Origin of the sequence: Schaalia sp. (genome assembly GCF_050312375.1) — a bacterium.
Lineage (GTDB): Bacteria > Actinomycetota > Actinomycetes > Actinomycetales > Actinomycetaceae > Pauljensenia > Pauljensenia hyovaginalis.
In genome coordinates, this window is the sequence record NZ_JBNOYB010000066.1 from 1 (window position 1) to 16049 (window position 16049).

The window sequence follows — 16049 nt, forward strand, 5'->3', positions numbered from 1 at the left end:
ACCCACCACACAACCACCACCACCAACAAGCAGCAGCAGCCACACAGCAAGCAATCCCAACCAAAAACAACTCAAAAACAAAAAACAGGCATAAACAACAAACACACTATCGAGTTCACAAACAACACCCACACACCCACAACAAACCAAAACGATCCATGCGAGAAGAGGCCGACGCCATACTCGGTCGAGTCTCAGAAGACCCGCACCCTCAGGCGCAACGGAGAAAACATTACCCAGGCAACGCACCCACCGTCAAATCAGACGACCGTGAAGGGCGCCACACTAGGCGAGTTCGACGACGGCGAGATTGCGCCTGCCCTTGCGGATCAGCACCACCGAACCGGCGAGAAGGTCGGACTCGGTGAAGGGGGCGTCCTCATCCTCCACCTTCGCATTGTTCAGGTAGGCGCCGCCCGAGGCGACGGTGCGACGGGCCGCGCCGCGCCCCTTCTCGAGGCCCGTCTCCACCAGGGCGTCGACGATCGTGGCCTCGCCCAGGCACAAGGAGGCGCGCGGAAGATCCGAGGTCGCAGCAGCCAGCGTCTTCTCGTCGATGGCGGTGAGATCACCGCCTCCCCACAGGGCGTCGGTCGCGGCGAGAACGCGCTCGAATTCGGCCTCACCGTGAACCAGCCGCGTCATCTCGGCCGCCAGCGCCTTCTGAGCGACCCGCGCATGAGGACGCTCAGCGACCTCCGCCTCGAGCTCTTCGATCCGGCTGCGGTCGAGGAAGGTGAAGATCTTGAGGAAGCGCACGACATCGGCGTCCTCGACCCGGAGCCAGAACTGGTAGAAGGCGTAGGGGCTCATCATCTCCGGATCGAGCCAGATCGCCCCGCCCTCGGACTTGCCGAACTTCGTGCCGTCGGACTTCGTGATGATCGGCGTCGTCAACACGTGGGAGGAGGCGCCCTCGACCTTGCGGATGAGGTCCACTCCGCCGATCATGTTGCCCCACTGATCGTTGCCGCCCGTCTCCAGGGTCGCCCCGTAGCGACGGTGAAGCTCGAGGAAGTCGTTCGCCTGGAGGATCTGGTAAGAGAACTCCGTGTAGGAGATGCCCTCATCGGATGCGAGACGGCGGGCGACGATGTCCTTGTTGAGCATCGTGCCCACTCGGAAGTACTTGCCGATGCCCCGCAGGAGATCGATGGCGCTGAGCTCGGCCGTCCAGTCGAGGTTGTTCACCATCGTCGCCGCCGCCGGTCCTTCGAAATCGAGGAAGCGCGCGATCTGATCACGGAGCCGATCCGACCAGCCGGCCACGACCTCTCTCGGCTGGAGCTGGCGCTCGCCCGACTGACGCGGATCACCGATCTGACCGGTCGCCCCGCCGACGAGCGCGAGCGGCCTATGACCGGCGAGCTGCAAGTGGCGCATGAGGATGATCTGCACGAGATGCCCATGATGGAGGGAGGGCGCCGTCGGATCGAAGCCGCAATAGAAGGTGACCGGTCCCGCCGAGAGATGCTCGCGAAGGGCATCGATGTCGGTGTGCTGGGCGATGAGGCCCCTCCACTGGAGCTCATCCAGGATGTCGGTCACGGAACTTCCTTTCGTTGATGCGGCGATCCCAAAACCGCGGACAGTCTATCGGGTGCGCGAGTCGGCGAAGCCTCGCGCGGCCTCGGAGCGCGCCTTGATCGCAAGCAGCTGCTCTGCGACCCGCGAAGGCGCGGTGCCCCCCTTGCCCAAGCGGGCCCCGACCGATCCGGAGACGGTGAGGACCTCGCGGACCGCCGGAGTGAGCTCCTCAGACACCGATGCGAGCTCCTCGTCGCTGAGGTCGGCGAGCTCGACCCCGCGCGACTCGGCGATGCGCACGCATGCGCCGGACAACTCGTGCGCCTCTCGGAAGGGCACGCCCTTGCGCACGAGCCATTCCGCGATGTCGGTCGCCAGGGAGAATCCCTGCGGCGCCAGTTCGGCCATGCGCCGGAGGTTGAGGCGCATGGTCGACACCATCCCGGACACCGCAGGAAGGAGGATGGACAGGGTGTCGAGCTGGTCGAAGACGGGCTCCTTGTCCTCTTGAAGATCCCGGTCGTAGGCGAGCGGGATTCCCTTGAGAACCGTGAGCAGGGACATGAGGTCGCCGATGAGGCGCCCCGCCTTGCCGCGCCCGAGTTCGGCGACGTCGGGGTTCTTCTTCTGCGGCATGATCGACGAGCCAGTCGAGAAGGCGTCATCGAGGGTGACGTAGTCGAATTCCTTCGTGTTCCAGATGACGATCTCCTCGCACAGGCGGGAGATGTCGACGCCGATCATCGCGAGGATGAAAGCGGCTTCGGCGACGATGTCGCGCGAGGCCGTCCCGTCGATGGAATTGTCGACGGAATCGGCGAAGCCGAGTGCGCGGGCGATGGCCTGCGGGTCCATGCCGAGGGTGTTGCCCGCCAGCGCCCCGGATCCGTAGGGGGAGATCGCCGCCCGCCGGTCCCAGTCCATGAAGCGCTCGACGTCGCGGATGAGCGGCCAGGCGTGGGCGAGGAGATGGTGGGCGACGAGGACGGGCTGGGCGTGCTGAAGGTGCGTGCGCCCGGGCATCACGGCGTCGCCCGCGGCTTCGGCTTGATCGACGAGGGCGTCCACGAGGTCGAGGACGAGGGAGGCCGTGCGGCGCGCCTCATCGCGCAGGTACATGCGGATGAGGGTGGCGATCTGGTCGTTGCGGGAGCGTCCGGCGCGGAGCTTGCCTCCGAGGGGGGCGCCGGCGCGTTCGATGAGGCCGCGTTCCAAAGCGGTGTGCACGTCCTCGTCCTCGGCGGAGGGCGTGAAGGCGCCGGAGGCGACATCCGCGTCGAGCGCCGAAAGGGCCTCGTGCATGCGAGCGGCTTCGTCGTCGCTGAGCAGTCCCGCCGCGTGAAGCGCATCGGCGTGGGCGTGCGAACCCGCGATGTCGACGTGCGCGAGGCGGAAATCGAAGTGGGTCGAGACCGACAGCGCGGCGAGCGCCTGATCGGGCGCACCGGAGAAACGGCCTCCCCACAGACTCATGGGCGCTTCACCGGGAGTGTTCGAGGAAGTCGGAGTCATGGAACGATCATGCCTTTCTCAGGGTGTCGAAGTCGGCGGGCGACCGCTGCTCGGAACGGAGGCGCCGTTTCGCCCAGTGCTCGTGGAAGGGCCGGTCGACCGCGAGGTAGGCGGCCAGGACGACGAAGAGCATCCAGTTGCCCTCGTAGAGGAGACGCGATTCGACGGTCGACTGGACGACGAGGGCGACCGTGAGGATCGCGGGCGCCACGCGAAGGCGATCCGTGTCGATTCTCTGCACCGCGTGCAGACAGGTGCCGATGAGGAGCGTGAGGACCGCGAGGGTCACGAGCGCTGCGCCGAGAACGCCCGTCAGGAAAAGCGCCTCGATATAGGCGTTGTGCGCCTGAGTCGTCGGGCTGCCGTCTTCACGCGGAATGAAGTGGGCGAAGACCGGCAGCTCCGTCGGATACCCGATCGTCCATCCCCACCCGAGGATCGGGCGCTCCCACCACATGGGGATGAGCGCGCGCCAGATGTCCGCCCGGCCCGTGAGGTCGGGGGACTTCCCGAGGAGCGAAGTGACGTGCTCGTGCGCTGCGACCGCGAATGCGGTGGCGACCATCGCGAGACCGACGAGTGAGAAGACCACCCCCGGCCTGGCCCGTTCGGGCACGCCTGCGACGAGGATGAATGCGAGACCTGCGATTACGCAGACGACGAGGGCGACCGTGACGGTTCCGGATCGTGTGAGGCCGAGGGTCAGGATCGACAGGCCGATCCAGAGGAGCGTCGAGGCCGTGCGCCGGCGCGTAGCGGCCCAGCGGACGGCGAGGGTGATGATCAGCAGGAGGGCGACGAAGGCCAGGGGGTTGCGATTGCCCATGAAACCCTGAATCGGCCCGCCGTGGAACAGCGCGTTGTTCGACCAGTAGTAGAGCTTCGGGATCTTAGCGTCCATGAGCATCGGGATCGGGGCGAACTCGCTCCTCCAGATGAGTGAGACGAAGAGTTCGAAGGCGTAGGAGATCACGAGGACCGACTGGAAGCTCCGGATGAGCAGGTCGATGAAGCGGTCGAGCGGCCGGGCGGCGGCGATCATGAGACCGGTCGCGGTGATTCCCATGGTGACGAGGGCGGCCGTCGCCGTGCGGATCGGGTACACGGACCACGCCGTTGAAAGCGCGCACACGAGCACGTAGAGCAGCGTGGCGACCGGCTGGGGTCGTTTGAGGATCGAGGCGCCGGATGCGATGAAGGCCCTGACGAAGGGGACGAAGAGAACGACCATGACCGCGCCGGAGCCGTTGAAGCCGACGATGTTGCGAATCCCCTGTCCTGCGAAGCCGAAGAAGAGGAGGCAGATGGCGAGCAGATCGAAGGTCCGCGCGTCGTTCATCAGCGACGAAATGCGCGCGCGCGGACTCTTCCGCTTGGTCGTCATGTCATTCACCCTGTCGAGGATAGCCGCGCCCCGGCCCTCGGGGAATCACGAGGGCGGCGCATCCCGGGGCGGAAACGAAGGATCGTTCCCGCCCCGGTCGGCTTTCCGATCGATCGGCTCAGTAGCCGGTGCCTTTGCCGAGACGCACATCACGAGCGGCCGCGAGCTTGGACTGGAGGCCGTAGATGTCGATGAATCCGCGCGAGGAGGACTGGTCGAAGGTGTCTCCGGTCTCGTAGGTCGCGAGGTTGAAATCGTAGAGCGAGGCCTCGGACCTGCGGCCGTTCACCGTCGCACGCCCTCCGTGGAGGACCATGCGGATGTCGCCGGAGACGTACTCCTGAGTGTCTTCGATGAAGGCGTCGAGGGAGCGTTTGAGGGGCGAGTACCACTGGGCCTCGTAGACGAGTTCGCCCCAGATCTGCTCGATGCCGCGCTTGTAGCGGCGCTGCATGCGTTCGAGCGTGACCGATTCGAGGGCCTGGTGGGCTTCGATGAGGGCGACGGCGCCGGGGGCCTCGTAGATCTCGCGGGATTTGATGCCCACGAGCCGGTCCTCGACCATGTCGATGCGGCCGATGCCCTGTGCGCCGGCCCGGCGATTGAGCTCCTGGATGGCTTCGAGCGGGGTGACGGCGCGGCCGTCGATCGCGACCGGGATGCCCTTCTCGAAGGTGATGACGACCTCATCGGGGAGCGGCGGGTAGGTCGGGTCATCGGTGTAGACGTACACGTCCTTGGTCGGCGCGTTCCACAGGTCCTCGAGGAAGCCCGTCTCGATGGCGCGGCCCCAGACGTTCTGGTCGATCGAGAAGGGGTTGTGCTTCGTGGTCTCGATCGGCAGATGGTGCTTCTCCGCGTAGTCGATCGCCACGTCACGGGTCAGGGCGAGGTCGCGGACGGGCGAGATGCAGTCCATATCGGGGGCCATCGAGGTGATGGCGACCTCGAAGCGGACCTGATCGTTGCCCTTGCCGGTGCAGCCGTGGGCCACGGTCGTCGCGCCGAACTCGCGCGCCGCGCGCACGAGGTGCTTGGCGATGACCGGTCGCGACAGGGCGGATACCAGCGGGTACTTGCCCTCGTACAGGGCGTTCGCCTTGAGCGCGGGCATGCAGTACTCGTCGGCGAACTCGTCGCGGGCGTCGGCCACGTAGGCCTCGACGGCGCCGCAGTCGAGGGCGCGCTGGCGGATGACTTCGAGGTCCTCCCCGCCCTGACCCACGTCGACGGCGACCGTGACGACCTCGCGCCCGGTCTGCTCCTGGATCCAGCCGATGGCGACCGAGGTGTCGAGGCCGCCCGAGTAGGCGAGAACGACACGATCATTGTGCGTAGTCATGTGTATCCTTTGTTCCCTTCTTGCCGGACGGCGCCGGTTCAGTCGATGTCCGGAGCCGTTGAGGGCTCCGCGAGTTCCATGAGGAAGCGCTGGGCGGTCTGCGCGTCCTCGGCGCTCCTGCAGATGACGAGGATCGTGTCATCGCCCGCGATCGTGCCCGCGACTTCATCGAAGCGCACTGCGTCGATCGCCGAGCCGAGGAGGTTGGCGGCCCCGACCGTCGTGCGCAGGACGAGTTGGTTCTCGACGAGGACGGAGCTGACGAGGAGCGTCTGGCACCATTTCTGCAGGCGTAGGTAACCGGCCTCGGCCTCGTGCGTGGATCCGCCGTCGATATCGGGCACCGAGTAGACGCGCGCGCCGTCGGCCGTGCGGATCTTCGTGGCCCGCATGTCGACGAGGTCGCGCGACAGGGTCGCCTGCGTGACCTCGACGCCGAGTTCTGAAAGGCGCTCGCGCAGGTCCTTCTGCGAACCGATCTGCTCCTGGGCGAGGAGGGAGCGGATCGTCTCCCTCCTGGCCGTGGGGGTCTGCGGAATCGGGCTGAGTGTCATTGCATCTCCTGTGCTGCGGCGATGAGCGAGGGCAGTGCCCGGGTGAAGGAGCGGGCGTCGTCGGCGGTGAGGATGAGGGGCGGTGCCAGGCGCAGGGTGGAGGGGCCGGTCGCGTTGAGGATGAAACCGGCCTCTCGTCCGGCCGCCACGACGCCCGCCGCGATCCGCGCGTCGAAATCGATCCCGATGAGGTAGCCGCGGCCCCGGACCTCGCGGACGCCTTCGATCCGGGCCAGTTCGGAGCGCCACTGCTCGGAGGTGCGCATCACCTTGGCGAGGAGCCCCTCGTCTTCGATGACCTTGAGGACGGCGAGGGCGGCGGCCGCGCAGATCGGATTCCCCCCGAAGGTCGTCCCGTGCATTCCGGGTCCCAGGACCCCCGCGGCGGCGCCGAGGGCGATGCATGCGCCGATCGGCATGCCTCCTCCCAGGCCCTTCGCCAGGGTGACGACGTCGGGGACGACCCCTGAAGCGTGATGCCCCATCCACTCGCCGGTCCGCCCGACGCCGGTCTGGACCTCGTCGATGACCATGAGCGCGCCATGCGATGCCGTGAGTTCGCGAACGGCCTGAAGGTAGGCCGTTTCGACCGGGAGAACGCCCGCCTCGCCCTGGATCGGCTCGATGAAGATCCCGGCCACGTCCTCGTCCATCGCCTCTTCGAGGGCGGCGATGTCGTTGACGGGGATGAACTCGACCCCGGGGATGAGCGGGGCGAAGGGCGCGCGGTAGGCCTCCTTCCAGGTGAGGGAGAGCGCCCCGAGAGTGCGCCCGTGGAAGGCGTGCTCAAGGGCGAGGAGCCGCGTCTTCGCCGGTGAGATCGCCAGGCCGTGGGCTTTGACGATCTTGAGGGCGGCCTCGTTCGCCTCGGTGCCCGAATTCGCGAGGAAGACGCGGGATCCCTCGGGCGCGCCTCCCGGTTCGACGATGTCGAGGAGCTTCTCGGCGAGCCCGATCTGCGGCGGGGTCGCGAAGAAGTTCGACACGTGCCCCAGGGTCTGGGCCTGCGTCGCGATCGCCTGCGCGACCAGCGGATGCGCCTGGCCGATGACGTTGACGGCGATGCCGCCGAGGAGATCGAGGTACTCCCTTCCCTCGATGTCGCGGACGCGGGCGCCTTCGCCCTCGGCGAGGACGAGGGCGGGGGCCCCGAAGGTGTTCATGACCGAGGCCGTATAGCGCTCGTTCCAGGTCGTCGGGCGGTTCATGACGAGTACGCGCTGTTCTCGTGGACGTAATCGTGGGTGAGGTCGTTCGTCCACACGACGACTTCCTCGGCTCCGGCCTTGAGGTCGATGAGGACGTGGACCTCGCGGGGCGTCATGTCGACGAGGGCGCGGTCCTCGCCGACGCCTCCCCCGCGGCACACCATGACGCCGTTGATCGAGACGTCGACCTCGTCCGGGTCGTAGGGGGCGAGGCTTTCGGGGACGGTGCCGACTTCGGACAGGACCCGGCCCCAGTTCGGATCGTTGCCGAAGACCGCCGTCTTGAAGAGGTTGGAGCGCGAGACCGCGCGGGCGACGGCTTCGCCGGCCTCTTCGCTCGAGGCCCCGACGACGCGGATCTCGATGTCGTGACTGGCGCCTTCAGCGTCGGCGATGAGCTGGCGGGCGAGGTCGGAGCAGGCGCTCCGGAGCGCTTCGGTGAACTCGGCCTCCTCGGGCGCGATGCCCGATGCCCCCGAGGCGAGGAGGATCACCGAGTCGTTGGTCGACATGCATCCGTCGGAGTCGGTCCGGTTGAAAGTGGTGCGCACGGCCTCTTCGAGGGCGCGCCGGGCGGTCGCGTCGTCGACGAGGGCGTCGGTGGTGAGCACGCTAAGCATCGTGGCCAGGCCCGGCGCGAGCATGCCCGCGCCCTTCGCCATTGCGCCGATCGTCCATCCCCCGCCGTGCATCGAGACGTGAGTCTTGGAGACGGTGTCGGTCGTCCGGATCGCCTCGGCGGCGTCGGCTCCGGCCCCGGGGGTGTTCGCGAGGGCGGCCGCGGCCGCCTCTGCGCCGTTCATGAGGGCGTCCATCGGGAGGCGGACGCCGATCATGCCCGTCGAGCAGACGCCGACTTCATCGGGCTGGCAGCCGAGCAGGGCGGAGACTTTCGCGGCGGTCGCCTCGGCATCGGCGAGGCCGGGCCCGCCGGTGCAGGCGTTCGCTCCTCCGGAGTTGAGGATCACGGCCTTGAGGCTGGTCTTCGCGAGGTGGGCGCGGGTCAGGGTCACGGGCGCGGCGACCACGCGATTCGAGGTGAAGACTCCGGCGGAGGCGAATGCCGGGCCCCTGTTCACGACCAGGGCGAGGTCCTTCGATCCGGCGGTTGACTTGATCCCGGCGGCGATTCCCGCCGCGGCGAATCCTCGGGGTGCTGTGACACCGGTCGGCGTCTGGCTCATGGTGCTACTCCGATCATCGGGACGCCCGCGTACTCGTCGAGGCCGAGGGCGATGTTGGCGCTTTGGACCGCCGCAGCGGCGGTCCCCTTGCCGAGGTTGTCGATGGCCGCGATGGCGACGAGGCTTCCCGCCCGTTCGTCGATGACGGCGCTGACCCGGGCGAGGCCGGTGCCGGTCACGGGAGCCGTGGTCGGCCATGCTCCGTGCGGCATGACCGAGATGAGGGCTTCATCGTCGTAGACGCCGTAGGCGCTCGCCACGCCGTCGTTTCCGACGCCGGGGGCCAGGGGCGCGACGACGGTCGCGAGGATTCCGCGGGAGGCGGGAACGAGGACGGGGGTGAGGGTGAGGCCCGTGGCGGAGGGGTCTGCTCCGCACACGGCCAGGTTCTGGATGATCTCCGGGATGTGGCGGTGCGTTCCTCCGACCGCATAAGGGGCCATGTTGCCCAGGGCCTCAGAGGCGAGAAGGTGGGTTTTGAGGGACTTGCCCGCACCGGAGTAGCCGACGGCGAGGGTCGCGACGATGCGGGAGGCGTCGACGAGTCCGGCGTGGACGGCCGGCTGGAGCGCCAGCGTCACTGCGGTCACGTTGCAGCCCGGCACGGCGATCCGCGTCGATTCTGAGAGGAGGGCGCGTTGGGCCGCGGCGCGCGACTCGCCCTCGTGGAGCAGCTCGGGCATGCCGTAGGTCCAGGCCGGGGAGAAGTCCGAGCCGTAGTAGGAGGCCCAGGCCGCCGGGTCGGTGAGCCGATGGTCGGCCGCGCAGTCGAGGATGAGGGCCTTCTCCCCCGCTTCTTCGAGCCGGGCGGCGAGAGCGCCGGAGTGCCCGTGGGGAAGGGCCAGGACGATGAGGTCGTGCCCTGCGAGGCTGGCGATGCTCGTCTCTCGGATGATCCGATCGGCGAGGGGGCCGATGTGCGGGTGGAATTCGCCGAGTCTTCTTCCCGCCGAGCTCGCCGCGGTCACCGTTGCGACTTCGATGTTCGGGTGCGCGGCGAGGAGACGGGCGACTTCACCGCCCGCGTAGCCGGAGGCGCCGACGATCGCTGCTCTCAACTTCATATGCATGAATATACATGTTCATGCATATTTTTCCAGCGGTGTCCGTTCACCGGACACGGGGGCTCAACGAGCGGCGAGCTCCCCGGCGATCGAATCGGCCCAGGCGTCGACTGCGTCCCAATCCCGGAAATCGCCCTCGACGACGCCGGCCAGGCGCGCGACCGAGCGCTCGCGCAGAGTGAGGAGCGCCGGGTCGTAGCGCCCCGCGAAGAAACGGGTCTGCGTGCCCGGAACGTGCGTCGACAGCGGGCCGATGCGGCTCGGATCCTGCGGGGCGTGCTTGGGAACCCCGCTCATCCCCACGGAGAAGGCCCAGACCGGCATCTGCGAGAGCTCAGCGGAGAAGCGCTCGATGAACTCGCGCGCCTCCTTCATCCACTGGAGGATGTAGACCGCCGAACCGCACACCACCGCGTCGAAACCGTCAAGGGTCGTGACGTCTTCGGGGGCGCGGCGGTCAACCGCATGCCCGGCCTCCCTCAGACGCAACGCGATCGCATTCGCGACCGCTTCGGTGGAACCGTGCTTGGAAGAGGCGGTGACGAGGATGTGCATGGCCCCAGTGTGGCAGAGCTGAGGCGCCGCCGTCGTGTCCCAAAGTCCCACTGAGGCGGGATCCACAGGAGCGACGGCGGCGCCTCGCCCATCCGGATCAGGACCGCAGCTTCGCCCCGAGGATCTTCTCCGCCTTCTTCACGACGTTCTCGCGGACCTGAGCTGATTCCTTCGCGGTGAGAGTGCGATCAGGAGCCCGGAGCTTGAGCGCGAAGGCCAAGGAGCGCACCCCCTCGCCCAGACCCGGGCCCTCGTACACATCGAAGAGCGACACCTCCTCGAGAAGAGGGCCCGCGCCCTGACGCACGACCTGCTCCACCCGCGAAACCGGGATCGCGGCGTCGACGACGAGGGCGATGTCCTCCTTCGCCAGCGGGAAGGTCGAGACCGGCTTCACCTGGATCGGCTGGGGCGCCATCGCTCCGATGAGCGCATCGAGGTCGATCTCGGCCGCGCATGAACGCGCAGGCAGACCGAAGGCGCGGCAGACCCTGGGGTGCAATTCGCCCGCGAAGGCGATATCGACGAGCTCGCGCCCCCGGCGGACGAATACCCGGGCGACGCGCCCCGGGTGCCAGGGCGCGACCCGAGCCGGATCCGTTTCCGGAGCGGGCATCGCAGGGCCCTTGAGCGCGATCGGCTGCGGGTCCCACCAGCGGGTCGTCTCCACGCGCACGCCCAGGACCGAAGCGGCGGCGTGAACGAACTCGACGGCATCGGACCAGTCCCAGGCCCGCGGCTGCTCGACGATCGCAGAACCCGAGGCCCGACCGGCCAGGACGATGCCGACGCGGTGGGGCTGAGAAGGCGTCGCGGCGCGCAGCGCCTCAAGCTCCTCTTCGTTCGGACGCCGTTCAGCAGGCAGCAGCCCCATCGGACGCGTGCCCTCGGGAAGGGCGACCAGCCCCGTCTCGAAGATCGCGACCCGCTCGGCCCCGCGCGCCGCATTCCGGCTCGCGGTCTCGAGCAGGGTGTCGAGGATCGAGGTGCGCAGCACCGGCGCATCGTCGGCCAGCGGATTGCGCAGCGTCACAGCTGCCCGACGCGCCGAATCCGCAGGGAGCCCCTGCTTGTCGAAGGAATCCGAAACGAAGGGATAGGACAGGACCTCGACGAGGCCCGCCTGGGCGAACAGGGAGACGACCTGACGGCGCGCCTTCTGAGCCGCGCTCAGACCGGAACCCGCCGGGACCGCGGGAAGCGTCGAGGGGATCTTGTCGTAACCGTCGAGGCGCGCGATCTCCTCGACGAGATGCGCCGGGCCCACGAGATCGGGGCGCCAGCTCGGAGCGAGGACCTCGAATGCGCCCGAAGCGCCCTCGGCCACCTCGCAACCGATCTCTTCGAGGATCTCGCGCACGCGCTCCTTCGAGTACTCCACGCCGATGAGACGCGCGGCCTCCTCGTAGGCGAAGACGATCGCCTCGGGAGCGGCAACGGCGTCGAAGTCGAAGACCGCCGGATCAGCCGAGCCCCCTGCGTATTCGACGAGGAGATCGACCGCGCGCTGCGCCGCGAGCGCGGGCAGACGCGGATCGGTCCCGCGCTCGAAACGCTTGGAGGCCTCCGAGGGCAGGCGGTGCCGACGCGCCGTGCGCGCGATCGAGACCGCGTCGAAGTGAGCCGCCTCCAGGAGCACGTCGCGCGTCGAATCCTCCACCTCCGAGTAGAAGCCGCCCATCACGCCGGCCAGACCGATGATCCGCGAGCCGGGGCCCTCGGGCGAATCCGTGATGAGCAGGTCCTCGGGGTCGAGGTCGCGCTCGACCTCATCGAGGGTGCGCAGCCTCTCCCCCGCCTTCGCACGGCGCACGACGATCGGTGCGGCGAGGGCCGACAGATCGTAGGCGTGCATCGGCTGGCCCAGGTCGAGCATGACGTAGTTCGTCACGTCCACGGCGAGCGAGACCGAGCGCATGCCCGCGGCTTCGAGGCGCTCGACCATCCACCGCGGAGTGGGGGCCTTGGGATCGATCCCGCGCACGATGCGCGTGACGAAGCGGTCGGCGCCGGGCCTGCCCTTGATCGGCGCGGCATCATCGACCTCGACGGGGAATCCCTCGGCATTCGCCTCGGGCACGTCCTTCACGAGGACCCCGGGCAGACCCGGATCCGTGAAGGCCGCACCGGTCGAGTGGGAGAACTCCCGGGCGACGCCGCGCATGGAGAAGCAGTAGCCGCGATCCGGGGTGATGTTGATCTCCAGGATCTGCTCGCCCAGACCGAGGAAGCCGAGAAGATCCGAACCGGGCTCGGGGATCTTTCGATCGGGGTAGACCCGGTCCAGGACGATGATCCCGTCGTGGTCCTCACCGAGGCCGAGCTCCCGGGCCGAGCAGATCATGCCGTCGGAGATGTGGCCGTAGGTCTTGCGCGCCGCGATCGCGAAACCTCCGGGCAGGACCGCGCCCGGCAGGGAGACGACCACGAGGTCGCCCGCCTCGAAGTTGTGAGCGCCGCAGATGATGCCGCGGCTGGGCAGCTCCGAGGGCTCCTTGCCCGTTCCGGGGGCGTCGTTGTACTCGCCGACGTCGACACGGCAGTAGTTGACGGTCTTCCCGTTCGACGCGGTCTCCTCGACCCGGGTGAGGACCCTGCCCACGACGAGCGGGCCGGTCACCTTCGCCGGGTGGATCGTCTCCTCCTCGAGGCCGACCTTCACGAGGGCGGCCGCGAGTCCGGCCGCGTCCATGCCCGCGGGCACCTCGACGTGATCGGCGAGCCAGCTGATCGGAACCATTGGCATGTCAGTGTCCCCTTCCGTTGAGTCCGAACTGCTGGGAGAAGCGCACATCGCCCTCGACGATGTCGTGCATATCCGCGATTCCGTGGCGCAGCATGAGCGTGCGCTCGATGCCCATGCCGAAGGCGAATCCCGAGTAGACCTCCGGATCGATTCCCGTTGCGCGCAAGACATTGGGGTTCACCATGCCGCAGCCGCCCACCTCGATCCAGCCGGCGCCGCCCTTCTTCTGGGGGAACCAGATGTCGAGTTCGGCGCTCGGCTCGGTGAAGGGGAAGAAGGAGGGGCGCAGGCGCGCCTTCGCCTCGGGCCCGAACATCGCCCGCGCGAAATGGTCGAGGACGCCCTTGAGGTCCGCCATCGTCAGCCCCTTGTCCACCGCGAGGCCCTCGACCTGGTGGAAAACGGGCGTATGCGTGGCGTCGAGGGCGTCGGCGCGGAAGACCTTGCCCGGGCAGGCGACGTAGAGCGGGACGCCGCGCTCGAGGAGGGCCCTGGCCTGGACCGGGGAGGTGTGCGTCCTCATGACGAGTCGCGCCTCCTGCGCATCCTGCGCGCCCACCGAGCGGCCGTCGACGTACAGGGTGTCCTGCATCTGACGGGCCGGGTGGTCGATGTCGAAGTTCAGGGAATCGAAGTTGAACCATTCATGCTCGATCTCGGGGCCTTCGACGATCCCCCAGCCCATCGAGGTGAAGAAGTCCTCGATCTCCTCGATGAGCGTGTTGATCGGATGACGGGCCCCGACGACGGATCGCGCGCCCCGGGCGGTGACGTCCACCGCCTCCTCGACGAGGACTCGGGCCTCGTGCTCGGCCTCGAGGACCTCCTCGCGGGCGGCGAGCGCGGTCGACAGGCGCGAGCGGGCGGCGCCGAGGTTCTTCCCCGCCGTTCCACGGTCCTTCGGCTCCAGGGATCCGATGGTCCTATTGGCCATCACCAGCGGCGCCTTCTCCCCCAAGACCGACAGCTTCACGGTCTTGAGGGCCTCGAGATCCTCGGCGGCATCGATATCCGCCAGGGCTCGGGCGACGAGGTCGTCCACGGCTCCCGCATCAAGGGGATTGAGGTCAGGGGCGTCCTGGGCCATATCCTGCTTCCTCCGTCAGGTGTCGAATTCGCGCGGTTCGCGCCCCGCCATGATAGTCCCCTCCCGCAATCCGCCTCAGGCGCGTCCACCCCTCGCGCCCTCGTAGCCAGGAAGGACGAAAAGGAGCGGACTAGTCTTGGGCGCATGACACATGCCGCTGATCTCGCCGCCCGCGCCCCCCTGGGCGATCTTCGCCCCGGCCGCATTTCACCGATGCGCACCGTCCCCGAGCACATCGATCGACCCGAGTACATGTTCCACTCTGGGCCCGAAGTGGTGACGGCCTCCGATGTCAAAGACGCCGAGACCGTTGAGAGGATCCGCAGGGCCGGAAGGATCGCCGCCCGGGCGCTCGAAGTCGTGGGAGCCGCGGTCGCTCCCGGTGTCACGACCGATGAGCTCGACCGCATCGGCCACGAGTTCCTCATCGACAGCGGCGCCTACCCCTCGTGCCTGGGCTACATGGGATTCCCGAAGTCCCTGTGCACCTCGATCAACGAGGTCATCTGCCACGGCATCCCCGACGACCGGCCGCTCGAGGACGGCGACATCGTCAACGTCGACATCACCGCCTACGTCGACGGCGTGCACGGCGATACCTGCGCGATGTTCGGAGTAGGCGACATCGACGAGGAGTCCCGTCTGCTCATCGAACGGACGAAGGAGGCGATGATGCGCGGGATCAAGGCCGTCGGCCCGGGCCGCGAGATCAACGTCATCGGACGCGTCATCGAGCGCTACGCCAAGCGCTTCGAATACGGCGTCGTCCGCGACTACACGGGGCACGGGGTCGGCGAGGCCTTCCACTCGGGCCTCATCATCCCCCACTACGACGCGGCTCCCGCCTATTCGACCGTCATGGAGCCGGGAATGGTCTTCACCATCGAGCCGATGCTCACCCTCGGCGGGATCGACTGGGAGCAGTGGGATGACGAGTGGACGGTCGTCACCGCTGATCGTTCGCGCACCGCGCAGTTCGAGCACACGATCGTCGTGACCGAAGAGGGAGCGGAGATCCTGACCCTGGCATGAACTGCGCTACCATTTCGACGCACAGGCACAACTTCCCTGGAGGGCTCATGGCACAGGTGGCATGCGGGATCGATATCGGCGGATCGGGAGTGAAGTCGGCGCTGGTCGACCTCGAGACCGGAGAATTCGTCGGCGAGAGGATCCGAATCGAAACTCCCAAGCCCGCGACCCCCGACGCGGTCGCCGAGGTGTGCCGTCAGCTCCTCGAGCGGCTTGAAGTCGGCCCTGAGACCCCCGTCGGCATCGCCTTCCCGGCCCCCGTGATCCACGGCGTCGTCCCCTTCATCGCGAACCTCGACCCGTCCTGGGCGGGGATCAACGTCAATGAGCTCATGGAGCGTCATCTCGGGCGCAGGGTCGTCCCCCTCAACGACGCCGACGCCGCAGGCATCGCCGAGGTCGCCTACGGCGCCGCCAAGGGCGTCGACGGGCTCGTCATCCTCACGACCCAGGGCACGGGCATCGGTTCGGCCGTCATCATGAACGGGGTCCTCGTTCCCAACACGGAGCTCGGTCACCTCGAGATCGATGGCTACGATGCGGAGAAGCGGGCCTCCTCGGGTCAGAAGACCCTTCAGGACCTTTCGTGGAAGAAGTGGGCGAAGCGCCTCCAGCGCTATTACAGCCACGTCGAGATGCTCTTCTCCCCCGACCTCTTCGTCGTCGGCGGCGGCGTGTCGAAGAACCACGAGAAGTTCATGCCGCTCCTCGACCTCAAGACCCCGATGGTGCCCGCGAAGCTCTTCAACACGGCCGGCATCGTCGGCGCCGCGAGCTTCGCGGCTCAGCAGGCCGATTCGGCGGAGGGCTGATTCGGCTCGGGGCTTCATGCTGAGGGGTCGGGGGCCGCACTT

13 protein-coding genes are annotated in these 16049 nt (G+C 67.9%); 2 read left to right on the forward strand and 11 right to left on the reverse strand.

Features of this window, described 5'->3' with window-relative positions; genetic code table 11:
* Positions 1–285: 285 nt before the first annotated feature.
* From tyrS to pheS, 11 genes are all read right to left on the reverse strand, one after another.
* Positions 286–1548, reverse strand: a complete 1263-nt coding sequence (tyrS, locus tag ACQY7V_RS05455) for a tyrosine--tRNA ligase (protein WP_235362180.1) — start codon at positions 1546–1548, stop codon at positions 286–288.
* Between the two features lie 45 nt (positions 1549–1593).
* Positions 1594–3039 (reverse strand): argininosuccinate lyase, encoded by a 1446-nt coding sequence (argH, locus tag ACQY7V_RS05460; RefSeq protein ID WP_428639254.1) that lies wholly within the window; start codon positions 3037–3039, stop codon positions 1594–1596.
* Positions 3040–3046: 7 nt separating this feature from the next.
* Positions 3047–4423 carry an O-antigen ligase family protein gene (locus tag ACQY7V_RS05465; RefSeq protein ID WP_303773193.1) on the reverse strand — a complete coding sequence of 459 codons (1377 nt, stop codon included), beginning with the start codon at positions 4421–4423 and terminating at the stop codon, positions 3047–3049.
* Between the two features lie 118 nt (positions 4424–4541).
* Complete coding sequence (locus ACQY7V_RS05470; protein WP_154478471.1) at positions 4542–5765, reverse strand: argininosuccinate synthase; 1224 nt, start codon at positions 5763–5765, stop codon at positions 4542–4544.
* Positions 5766–5803: 38 nt separating this feature from the next.
* On the reverse strand, positions 5804–6319 hold the full coding sequence (locus tag ACQY7V_RS05475; RefSeq protein WP_154478473.1) for an arginine repressor: 516 nt from the start codon (positions 6317–6319) through the stop codon (positions 5804–5806).
* On the reverse strand, positions 6316–7527 hold the full coding sequence (locus tag ACQY7V_RS05480; RefSeq protein WP_303773155.1) for an acetylornithine transaminase: 1212 nt from the start codon (positions 7525–7527) through the stop codon (positions 6316–6318). The genes ACQY7V_RS05475 and ACQY7V_RS05480 overlap by 4 nt, the downstream gene beginning before the upstream one ends.
* Complete coding sequence (argJ, locus tag ACQY7V_RS05485) at positions 7524–8711, reverse strand: bifunctional glutamate N-acetyltransferase/amino-acid acetyltransferase ArgJ (RefSeq protein WP_235362177.1); 1188 nt, start codon at positions 8709–8711, stop codon at positions 7524–7526. The genes ACQY7V_RS05480 and argJ overlap by 4 nt, the downstream gene beginning before the upstream one ends.
* Positions 8708–9775, reverse strand: coding sequence for an N-acetyl-gamma-glutamyl-phosphate reductase (gene argC / locus ACQY7V_RS05490; RefSeq protein ID WP_235362176.1), 1068 nt, complete (start codon positions 9773–9775; stop codon positions 8708–8710). Before argC ends, argJ begins: the two co-directional genes overlap by 4 nt.
* Before the next feature lie 63 nt (positions 9776–9838).
* The gene (locus ACQY7V_RS05495) at positions 9839–10330 is read right to left on the reverse strand and encodes a flavodoxin domain-containing protein (RefSeq protein ID WP_154478481.1); all 492 of its coding nucleotides are present in this window, start codon (positions 10328–10330) and stop codon (positions 9839–9841) included.
* A 97-nt stretch (positions 10331–10427) separates the two neighbouring features.
* Positions 10428–13076: a phenylalanine--tRNA ligase subunit beta gene (pheT, locus tag ACQY7V_RS05500; RefSeq protein ID WP_303773156.1), complete on the reverse strand. Its 2649-nt coding sequence runs from the start codon at positions 13074–13076 to the stop codon at positions 10428–10430.
* A 1-nt stretch (position 13077) separates the two neighbouring features.
* The gene (gene pheS / locus ACQY7V_RS05505) at positions 13078–14163 is read right to left on the reverse strand and encodes a phenylalanine--tRNA ligase subunit alpha (protein ID WP_428639257.1); all 1086 of its coding nucleotides are present in this window, start codon (positions 14161–14163) and stop codon (positions 13078–13080) included.
* Between the two features lie 144 nt (positions 14164–14307).
* Here pheS and map point away from each other — a divergent pair, with 144 nt between their 5' ends.
* Positions 14308–15195, forward strand: a complete 888-nt coding sequence (map, locus tag ACQY7V_RS05510) for a type I methionyl aminopeptidase (protein WP_428639259.1) — start codon at positions 14308–14310, stop codon at positions 15193–15195.
* Between the two features lie 47 nt (positions 15196–15242).
* On the forward strand, positions 15243–16007 hold the full coding sequence (gene ppgK, locus ACQY7V_RS05515; protein WP_184452448.1) for a polyphosphate--glucose phosphotransferase: 765 nt from the start codon (positions 15243–15245) through the stop codon (positions 16005–16007).
* Positions 16008–16049: the final 42 nt, after the last annotated feature.

What these genes read in the sequence shown, in the direction of transcription:
- ACQY7V_RS05470 (WP_154478471.1), bottom strand. Translation starts at nt 5,765, where the DNA reads ATGACTACGCACAATGATCGTGTCGTTCTCGCCTACTCGGGCGGCCTC.
- ACQY7V_RS05495 (WP_154478481.1), bottom strand. Translation starts at nt 10,330, where the DNA reads ATGCACATCCTCGTCACCGCCTCTTCCAAGCACGGTTCCACCGAAGCG.
- argH (WP_428639254.1), bottom strand. Translation starts at nt 3,039, where the DNA reads ATGACTCCGACTTCCTCGAACACTCCCGGTGAAGCGCCCATGAGTCTG.
- argC (WP_235362176.1), bottom strand. Translation starts at nt 9,775, where the DNA reads ATGAAGTTGAGAGCAGCGATCGTCGGCGCCTCCGGCTACGCGGGCGGT.
- argJ (WP_235362177.1), bottom strand. Translation starts at nt 8,711, where the DNA reads ATGAGCCAGACGCCGACCGGTGTCACAGCACCCCGAGGATTCGCCGCG.
- ACQY7V_RS05480 (WP_303773155.1), bottom strand. Translation starts at nt 7,527, where the DNA reads ATGAACCGCCCGACGACCTGGAACGAGCGCTATACGGCCTCGGTCATG.
- ppgK (WP_184452448.1), top strand. Translation starts at nt 15,243, where the DNA reads ATGGCACAGGTGGCATGCGGGATCGATATCGGCGGATCGGGAGTGAAG.
- pheS (WP_428639257.1), bottom strand. Translation starts at nt 14,163, where the DNA reads ATGGCCCAGGACGCCCCTGACCTCAATCCCCTTGATGCGGGAGCCGTG.
- ACQY7V_RS05465 (WP_303773193.1), bottom strand. Translation starts at nt 4,423, where the DNA reads ATGACGACCAAGCGGAAGAGTCCGCGCGCGCGCATTTCGTCGCTGATG.
- map (WP_428639259.1), top strand. Translation starts at nt 14,308, where the DNA reads ATGACACATGCCGCTGATCTCGCCGCCCGCGCCCCCCTGGGCGATCTT.
- pheT (WP_303773156.1), bottom strand. Translation starts at nt 13,076, where the DNA reads ATGCCAATGGTTCCGATCAGCTGGCTCGCCGATCACGTCGAGGTGCCC.
- ACQY7V_RS05475 (WP_154478473.1), bottom strand. Translation starts at nt 6,319, where the DNA reads ATGACACTCAGCCCGATTCCGCAGACCCCCACGGCCAGGAGGGAGACG.